This is a genomic window from Streptomyces blastmyceticus (assembly GCF_039521185.1).
GTDB lineage: Bacteria > Actinomycetota > Actinomycetes > Streptomycetales > Streptomycetaceae > Streptomyces > Streptomyces blastmyceticus.
The window spans coordinates 105,996-116,152 of the sequence record NZ_BAAABW010000027.1 but is presented as its reverse complement, the minus strand read 5'-3'; the positions used below and the strand labels follow the sequence as shown (position 1 = coordinate 116,152).

The 10,157-nt window shown below is 74.5% G+C and carries 1 protein-coding gene; it reads left to right on the top strand.

Annotated features, from left to right (window positions below):
- Positions 1-10,137 carry a type I polyketide synthase gene (locus ABD269_RS27405; RefSeq protein WP_344122133.1) on the top strand — a complete coding sequence of 3,379 codons (10,137 nt, stop codon included), beginning with the start codon at positions 1-3 and terminating at the stop codon, positions 10,135-10,137.
- Positions 10,138-10,157: the final 20 nt, after the last annotated feature.

The window sequence follows — 10,157 nt, the reverse complement described above, 5'->3', positions numbered from 1 at the left end:
GTGGCTAGCGCGAACGAAGAGAAGCTTCTCGACAACCTGAAGTGGATGACCACTGAGCTGCGCCGGGCACGCCGCCGCCTGACCGAGGTGGAGGAGGAGGCGCAGGAGCCGATCGCGATCGTCGCGATGAGCTGCCGCTTCCCCGGGGACGTGCAGTCCCCCGAGGACCTGTGGCAGTTGGTCGACCGCGGTGGCGACGCCATCTCCGGCTTCCCGGAGGACCGCGGCTGGGACATCGAGTCCCTGGCCGACCCCGACCCCGAGCGCAAGGGCACCTTCTACAACAGCGGCGGCGGATTCCTCCCCGGCGCCGCCGAGTTCGACCCCGCCTTCTTCGGGATCTCGCCGCGCGAGGCCCTCGCCATGGACCCGCAGCAGCGCCTGCTGCTGGAGACCTCCTGGGAGGTCTTCGAGCGGGCCGGGATCGACCCGGCCACGCTGCGCGGCAGCAAGACCGGCGTCTACGTCGGTGCCGCCGCCATGGGGTACGGAAACGACCTCCAGGGCGCACCCGAAGGGCTGGAGGGCCTGCTGCTGACCGGCGGCGCCACCAGCGTGCTGTCCGGCCGGATCGCCTACACCTTCGGCCTGGAGGGCCCGGCCGCCACCATCGACACCGCCTGCTCGTCGTCGCTGGTCGCCCTGCACTGGGCGGCCCAGGCGCTGCGCACGCGCGAGTGCTCGCTGGCGCTGGTCGGCGGCGTCACCGTGATGCCCAACCCCGATGTCTTCGTGGAGTTCAGCCGGCAGCGCGGTCTGTCGGCCGACGGCCGTTGCAAGTCCTTCGCCGCTTCGGCCGATGGCACAGGCTGGTCCGAGGGTGTCGGTGTGCTGCTGGTCGAGCGGCTCTCCGACGCCCGTAAGAACGGCCACCAGGTGCTGGCGGTCGTGCGCGGCTCGGCCGTCAACCAGGACGGTGCGAGCAACGGCCTGACCGCTCCCAACGGTCCCGCGCAGCAGCGTGTGATCCGGCAGGCGCTGGAGAACGCCCGGCTGTCCGCCGCCGAGGTCGACGTCGTCGAGGCGCACGGCACGGGTACGACGCTGGGTGACCCGATCGAGGCGCAGGCGCTGCTGGCCACCTATGGCCAGGAGCGGCCCGAGGGGCAGCCCCTGTGGCTGGGCTCCCTGAAGTCCAACATCGGCCACACCCAGGCCGCCGCCGGTGCCGCCGGCATCATCAAGATGGTCATGGCGATGCGCAACGGCGTGCTGCCGCAGACCCTGCACGTGGACGAGCCCACGCCGGAGGTCGACTGGGCGGCCGGCGATGTCGAGCTGCTGACCGAGGCCCGGCCGTGGCCCGAGACCGGCCAGCCGCGCCGCGTCGGGATATCGGCGTTCGGCGTCAGCGGCACCAACGCCCACACCATCCTGGAGCAGGCGCCCGAGGAGACGGCGGAAAGCACGGACGCGGACGCTCCGGCCGCCCCCGCCGTCGTACCGCCCGTCCTGCCCTGGACCCTCTCCGCCAAGAGCGAGGCCGCGCTGCGCGAGAACGCACGCCGCCTCGCCGCCCACCTCGACGGCGCGCCCGCCGCCGTGGCCGACATCGGCCGCTCCCTGGCGACCGGCCGGGCCGCCCTGGAGCGCCGCGCCGTCATCGTCGGCGCCGACCGCGACGGCTTCCGCACCGCCCTGGACGCCCTGGCCCGCGGCGAGTCCGCGCCGGGCCTGGTCGAGGGCGCGGTGGCCGGTGGCAGGACCGCGTTCCTCTTCACCGGCCAGGGCAGCCAGCGGCTGGGCATGGGCCGCGAGCTGTACAAGACGTACCCGGCCTTCGCCGAGGCGCTGGACGCGGTCTGCGACGGCCTCGCCCCGCACCTCGAACGACCGCTGAAGGACGTGCTGTTCGGCTCCGAGGCCGAGCCGCTGGACCGTACCGGCTTCACCCAGCCCGCGCTGTTCGCGCTCGAAGTGGCCCTGTTCCGGCTCCTCGAGACATGGGGTGTGCGGCCGGACGCCCTGGCCGGGCACTCCATCGGCGAGCTCGCCGCGGCGCACGTCGCCGGGGTGCTGTCCCTGGCGGACGCCTGCGAGCTCGTGGCCGCCCGCGGCCGCCTGATGCAGGAACTGCCCGCCGGCGGCGCGATGACCGCGATCGAGGCGAGCGAGGACGAGATCCTCCCGCTGCTGGGCGACCGCGTCGGCATCGCCGCCCTCAACGGTCCCACGTCCGTGGTCGTCTCCGGCGACGAGGACGCGGTCACCGAGATCGCGGCCGGGTTCGAGGCGCAGGGCCGCAGGACCAAGCGCCTCACGGTCAGCCACGCGTTCCACTCCCCGCTCATGGACGGCATGCTCGACGCCTTCCGCACCGTGGTGGAGAAGCTGACGTTCCACGCCCCGCGGATCCCCGTGGTCTGCACCGGTGACATCACGAGCCCCGAGTTCTGGGTGCGGCACGTCCGCGACGCCGTACGGTTCCTGGACAAGGTCCGCACGCTCGAAGCACAGGGCGTCACCACATACCTCGAACTGGGCCCCGACGGCGTGCTCGCCGCCATGGCGCAGGAGTGCGTGACCACGGACGGCGCGGCGTTCGTGCCGGTGCTGCGCAAGGACCGCCCGGAGGCCGAGGCACTCACCACGGCCGTCGCCCGCGCCCACGTGCGCGGTACGGCGGTCGACTGGGCCGCGTACTTCGCGGGCACCGGCGCGGGCCGTGTGGACCTGCCGACGTACGCCTTCCAGCACCAGCGGTTCTGGCTGGAGCCCGGCGCGCCGACCGGCGATGTGACCGCCGTGGGGCTGGAGTCCGCGGACCACCCGCTGCTGGGCGCGGCCGTGCCGCTCGCCGAGAGCGACGGGTTCCTGTTCACCGGACGGCTGGGCCTGGACACCCACCCGTGGCTGGCCGACCACGTCGTCCTGGGCTCGGCACTGCTGCCCGGCACCGCCTTCGTCGAGCTGGCGATCCGCGCGGGGGACCAGGTCGGCTGCGACCACCTGGACGAACTGACCCTGGAAGCACCCCTGGTGCTGCCCGCGCGGGGCGGCGTCCGGCTGCAGCTCGTGGTGGGCGCGCCCGACGGCGAGGGCCGCCGCCCGCTGTCCGTGCTCTCCCGAGTGGCGGACGCCCCGGCCGAGGCGCCGTGGACCCGGCACGCCAGTGGCCTCCTCGCCACCGGCGCCCCGCGACCGGACTTCGCGCTGACCGAATGGCCGCCGAACGGCGCCGAGGCAACCGATGTCGAGGAGCTCTACGCGACCCTCGCCACCGGCGGACTTCCCTACGGCCCCGCCTTCCGGGGGCTCACGGCCGCCTGGCGGCGCGGCACCGAGCTCTTCGCCGAGGTGCGCCTGCCCGACGCGGCCCAGGCCACCGCGTTCGGCCTGCACCCGGCGCTGCTGGACGCCGCGCTGCACGCCCTCGCACTCGACGCCGACGACCAGGGCCAGGGACGGCTGCCGTTCGCCTGGACCGGGGTGTCGCTGTACGCGAGCGGCGCCGCCGCGCTGCGGGTGCGCCTGGAACTTCAGGGGACCGAAGGTGTACGGCTGGAGATCGCGGACGCGACCGGCGCCCCGGTCGCCGCCGTGGCGGCACTGGCACTGCGCCCGGTCACGGCCGAGCAGCTGCAGACCGCGCGGGCCACCCACCACGAATCGCTGTTCCGGGTGGAATGGACCGAACTGACGGGCGCGACCGACACGGGCGCGGCGGACAGCAGCCGGTGGGCCGCCCTGGGCTCCGCCGCCCCGGCGGGCGCGGACATCCCGGCGTACGCCGACCTCGCGGCGCTGGCCGAGGCCGTCGCGTCCGGCGCGGACGTACCGGAATTCGTCTTCGCCCCGCCCGGCACGGAGGAGCACCAGGACGCCGCCGTCGCGGCGCACCGCGCCACCGCCGAGGCGCTCACCCTGATCCAGGCATGGCTGGCCGACGAGCGGTTCGCCGACTCGCGGCTGGTGCTGACGGCCTCCCCGCACGACCTCGCCCAGGCCGCCGTACGCGGCCTGGTGCGCTCGGCGCAGGCCGAGAACCCCGACCGCTTCGTCCTGCTGGACATCGACGACTGGCAGGCGCGTGCCCCGCTGTCGGCCGCGCTGGCCTCGGGCGAGGAGCAACTGGCCGTCCGCTCGGGCGTCGTCAGCACACCGAGGCTGGCCCGCGTGCCGGTCACGGACGACACCGCCACCGTCTGGAACACCGACGGCACGGTGCTGGTCACCGGCGCCAGCGGCGCACTGGGCGGGCTGGTGGCCCGGCACCTGGTCACCGAGCACGGCGTACGCCGCCTGCTGCTGGTCAGCCGCCGGGGCGCCGAAGCCGACGGGGCCGCCGAACTCACCGCGGAACTGGCCGAGTCGGGCGCCGAGGCGACCTGGACGGCCTGCGACGCGGCCGACCGCGACGCACTGGCCCGGGTCATCGGCTCGGTCCCGGCCGCCCACCCGCTGACCGCCGTCGTGCACACCGCCGGAGTGCTCGACGACGGCCTGACCGCCTCCCTGACGCCGGAGCGGCTCGCACACGTGCTGCGCCCGAAGGTCGACGCGGCCTGGAACCTGCACGAGCTGACGCGCGAGCTGAACCTCTCCGCGTTCGTCCTCTTCTCCTCCGCCTCCGGACTCTTCGGCAGCCCGGGACAGGGCAACTACGCCGCCGCCAACGCGTTCCTGGACGCCCTGGCGACGCACCGCAGGACCGAGGGGCTCCCGGCCACCTCCCTGGCGTGGGGCCCGTGGGCCGGCGCCGGCATGGCGGCAGCCCTGGACGAGATCGACATCAGCCGCATGCGGCGCGCGGGCCTGCCCCCGCTGTCGCCGGCGGAGGGCCTGGCGCTGCTGGACGCGGCACTCACCACGGCCGAGGCCGCACCCGCCCCGATGCACGTGGACACCGCGGCGCTGCGCAAGCAGGCCGCCGCGGGCGGGATCCCGCCGCTGCTGCGCGGCCTGGTCCGCGTCCCGGCGCGCCGCGCGGTGCACGCCGCCACCGGCGCAGGCGACCTCGGCCTGGCCCGACGGCTCGCCGGACTGGGCGAGTCCGAGCAGCGCCGGCTGCTGCTCGACCTGGTCCGTACGCAGGTCGCGGCGGTGCTCGGCTACGCGGGCCCGCAGGAGGTCGAGGAGAGCCGGGCGTTCAAGGAGCTGGGCTTCGACTCGCTGACCGCCGTCGAGCTGCGCAACCAGCTGCGCGAGGCGACCGGGCTGCGCCTCTCGCCCACGCTGGTCTTCGACCGCCCGACCCCGCTCGTCCTGGCCGACTGGCTGCGCACCGAGATCGTCGGCGACACCGCCGAGGCGGCCGTCCCGGCCACGGTGGCCACGGCCTCGGCCGACGACGACCCGATCGCCATCGTGGCGATGAGCTGCCGCTTCCCGGGCGGCGTCCGCTCGCCCGAGGACCTCTGGCAGCTGCTGGTCTCCGCCGGTGACGGGATCACCCCCTTCCCCGTGGACCGCGGCTGGGACCTCGACACCCTCTACAGCGACGACCCCGACCTCGAAGGCACCAGCTACGTCCGCCACGGTGGCTTCCTGCACGACGTCGCCGACTTCGACGCGGACTTCTTCGGGATCTCGCCGCGCGAGGCCCTCGCCATGGACCCGCAGCAGCGACTGCTGCTGGAGACCACCTGGGAGGCGTTCGAGCGGGCCGGCATCGACCCGGTCACGCTGCGCGGCAGCAAGACCGCCGTGTACATCGGCTCCAACGACCAGGACTACCTGACCCTGTGGCTGAACGAGCCGCAGGGCCTCGAAGGACACCTGGGCACCGGCAACTCGGCGAGCGTGGCCTCCGGCCGGCTCTCGTACACCTTCGGCCTGGAAGGCCCCGCCCTCACCGTCGACACCGCGTGCTCGTCGTCGGTGGTGGCACTGCACCTGGCCGCGCAGGCGCTGCGCAGCGGCGAGTGCTCACTGGCACTGGCCGGCGGCGTCACGGTGATGTCCACCCCCAGCGCCTTCCTGGAGTTCAGCCGGCAGCGCGGCCTGGCCGCCGACGGCCGGATCAAGGCGTTCTCCGGCGACGCGGACGGCACCATCTGGTCCGAGGGCGTCGGCGTCCTGCTGGTGGAGCGGCTCTCGGACGCACGGCGCAACGGCCACCCGGTCCTCGCCGTGCTGAGCGCCACCGCCATCAACCAGGACGGCGCCAGCAACGGCCTGACCGCCCCCAACGGCCCCTCGCAGCAGCGCGTCATCCGCCAGGCACTCGCCAACGCAGGCCTGACCGCCTCCGACGTGGACGTGGTCGAGGCGCACGGCACGGGCACGACGCTGGGCGACCCGATCGAGGCCCAGGCGCTGCTCGCCACCTACGGCCAGGACCGGCCCGAGGGACAGCCGCTGCTCCTCGGCTCGGTGAAGTCCAACATCGGCCACACGCAGGCCGCGGCCGGTGTCGCGGGCATCATCAAGATGGTCAAGGCCATCGAGCACGGCGTGCTGCCGCAGACCCTGCACGTCGACGAGCCCACCCCGCACGTCCACTGGGCGGCGGGCGACATCGAGCTGCTGACCGAGACCACCCCGTGGCCCGAGACCGGCCGCCCGCGCCGCGCCGCCGTCTCCTCCTTCGGCTTCAGCGGCACCAACGCCCACGCGCTCATCGAGCAGGCTCCGGCCGACGCGGCCCCGGCCGCCGACGCCGGGACGGACCTGCCCGTCCTCGCGTGGCCGGTCTCCGCACGGAGCGCGGACGCCCTCCGCGCCCAGGCCGGGCGGCTGCGCTCGTACCTGGACACCACCGAGGGGCTGCGCCCGCTCGACCTGGCCCACTCCCTGGCCACCACCCGCTCGGCCCTGGAGCACCGCGCGGTGCTGCTCGGACAGGACGCCGACGAGCTCGGCCGGGGCCTGGAGGCGCTGGCGCGCGGTGAGTCGGCGGCGGGTCTGGTCGAGGGTTCGGTGGCCGGTGGCAGGACGGCGTTCCTGTTCACGGGCCAGGGGAGCCAGCGGCTGGGGATGGGGCGTGAGCTGTACGACGCGTTCCCGGTGTTCGCGGAGGCGCTGGACGCGGTCTGCGCGGAGCTGGACGCGCATCTCGAACTGCCGCTGAAGAGCGCGCTGTTCGGGGACGACGCCTCGGCGCTGGACCGGACGGGCTTCACTCAGCCCGCGCTGTTCGCGGTCGAGGTGGCACTGTTCCGTCTGGTCGAGGCGTGGGGCATCACGCCGGACTTCCTGTCGGGTCACTCGATCGGTGAGCTGGCTGCTGCGCATGTGGCAGGCGTGCTGTCTCTTGCTGATGCTTCCAAGCTGGTTGCCGCTCGTGGTCGCCTGATGCAGGAACTCCCGGCTGGCGGCGCGATGATCGCGGTGCAGGCGTCCGAGGAGGAGGTGCTGCCGCTGCTGACGGAGGGTGTCAGCATTGCCGCTCTCAACGGCCCTGCCTCTGTGGTGATCGCGGGTGACGAGGACGCGGCTGTCTCGATCGCCGCAAGCTTTGAGGCGCGGGGTCGTAAGACCAAGCGTCTGACGGTCTCGCACGCCTTCCACTCGCCGCGCATGGACGGCATGTTGGAGGACTTCCGCACGGTCGCCGAGGGGCTGTCGTACGAGGCTCCGCGTATCCCGATCGTGTCGAACCTGACGGGTGCGGTGGTCTCCGCCGAGGAGATCACCAGCCCGGACTTCTGGGTGCGTCACGTCCGTGAGGCCGTGCGTTTCCTCGACGGCATCCGCGCCCTTGAGGCCGAGGGCGTCACCACCTTCGTCGAGCTGGGTCCGGACGGTGTGTTGACGGCGATGGCGCAGGACTGCGTCACCGGTGTCGAGGCCGCCTTTGTGGCCGGGCTGCGCAAGGGTCGTCCGGAGGCGGAGGCGCTGATCCAGACGATCGCCCGGCTGCACGTCCGTGGAGTGACGCCGGACTGGGCCGCGTACTACGCGGGCACCGGCGCCCGCCGGGTCGAGGACCTGCCGACATACGCGTTCCAGCCCCGCCGGTTCTGGCCGGAAGGCGGCACCGCGGAGGCGCCCGCCGCGGGTACCGCGCTGGACGCGGTCGACGCGCGGTTCTGGGACGCGGTCGAGCGCGAGGACATGGGAACCCTCACCGCCGAGCTGGCGGTGGAGGGCGAGCAGCCCTTCAGCGCCGTGCTGCCCGCCCTGTCGTCGTGGCGGCGCAGGGAGCAGGAGAAGACCACGGCGGACGGCCGGCTCTACAACGTCGCCTGGAAGCCGCAGCCGCAGGAGCGGCCGTCGGACCCCGCCGGGACCTGGCTGGTCGTCGCCCCCGCGAGCCTCGCGGACGACGCCCGGGTCGGCGCGGTCACCGAGGACCTGGCGCGGCGCGCGGCGCGGATCATACGCGTGGAGCTGGACGCGGCGGACACCGAGCCCGAGGCGCTCGCCGCCCGGCTGGCGTCGGCGACCGCCGCCGAAGGCCCGCTGGCCGGAGTGTTCTCGCTGCTGGCGCTGGACGAGCGGGCGCACCCCGCCCACCCCGCGGTGCCGGTCGGCCTGGCGCTGACCAACGCGCTGGCCGAGGCGCTGGCGGGGCGTGCGGAGTACGCCTCGGCGCGGCTGTGGTGCGCCACGAGCGGCGCGGTCTCCGTCGACGGCATCGACCGGCTGGACAGCCCCGCGCAGGCGCAGGTCTGGGGCTTGGGCCGGGCCGTCGCCCTGGAGCAGCCCGAGCGCTGGGGCGGCCTGGTCGACCTGCCGGAGACGCTGGACGAGCGGGCGCTGTCCCGGCTGGCCGGCGTGCTGGCCGGAGCGCCCGGCGACGAGGACCAGCTCGCGATCCGCGCCGGAGGGCTGTTCGTACGGCGCCTGGCGCAGCGGACGGCGCCCGGCGGCGGCGAGGAGTGGACGCCGCGCGGCACCGTCCTGGTCACCGGCGGCACCGGCGCGCTGGGCAAGCACGTCGCCCGACGGCTGGCCGGCTCCGGCGCCGAACGGCTGGTGCTGCTCAGCCGACGGGGCGCCGACGCGCCCGGCGCGGCCGAGATCGTGGCCGAACTGTCCGGCACCGGCACCGTGGTGACCGTCGAGGCCTGTGACGTGGCCGACCGCGAGGCGCTCGCCTCCCTGGTGGACAAGCTGGCGGCGGACGGTGCCCCGGTACGGGCCGTGGTGCACGCGGCGGGCGTCTCCCAGGTGCCCGGCACCGGGACCGAACTCCCCGGGTTCGCCTCGGTCGTGGCGGCCAAGACGACCGGCGCGGTCCACCTGGACAGCCTGTTCCCGGGCGACACCGAGGACCGTACGCTCGACGCCTTCGTCCTCTTCTCGTCGATCGCCGGGGTGTGGGGCAGTGGTGGGCAGGGCGCGTACTCCGCGGCCAACGCCTTCCTCGACGCGCTCGCCGAACAGCGCCGGGCGCGCGGCCTGACCGCGACCTCGGTGGCCTGGGGCCCGTGGGCGGACGGCGGCATGGCCGCCGAGGGCGACGCCTCCGAGCAGCTCAGCCGGCGCGGCCTGCCGCCGATGTCACCGGAGTCGGGCATGGCCGCCCTGCTGCGGGTGCTGTCCCGCGACGAGACGGCCGCGACCGTGGTCGACGTCGACTGGCAGCGCTTCGCCCCGGCCTTCACAGCGGCCCGCCCGAGCCCGCTGATCGACGATCTCCCGCAGGTCCGTACCGCCCTGCGGGACGGCACCGACGGCGAGGACACGGCGGGAGCACCGGCGTCCGGGCTGCGCGAGCGACTGGCCCAGCTGACGGAGAGCGAACGGCGGGACGCGTTGCTGGAGGTGGTCCGCGAGCACGTGGCGGCCGCCCTCGGCCACGCCTCCGCCACCGACGTCGGCGTCGGACGCGCCTTCAGCGAGCTCGGCTTCGACTCGCTCACCGCGGTCGAGCTGCGCACCAAGCTGGGCACGGCGACCGGGCTCCGGCTGCCCGCCAGCCTCGTCTACGACTACCCGACCCCGCAGGCCCTCGCGGAGCAACTGCTGCGCGAACTGGCCCCGGCCGGGCACAGCACGGCCGCCGGTCCCGCGGTCGTGGACACCGACCCCCAGGACGCCGAACTGCGCAGGACCCTGGCGGCCCTCCCGATCAGCAGGATCCGGGAGGCCGGACTGCTGGAGTCGCTTCTCCAGCTGGCCGACCCCCAGGCGGCGACACCCACTGCCCATGCCGACGACGCGGCCGGGTCCATCGACGAGATGGACCTCCAGCACCTCATCGACATGGCACTCGACCTCGACAGCCTTGACGGCACCGAATCCTGACGCGGCCCAAGCACGGAGTA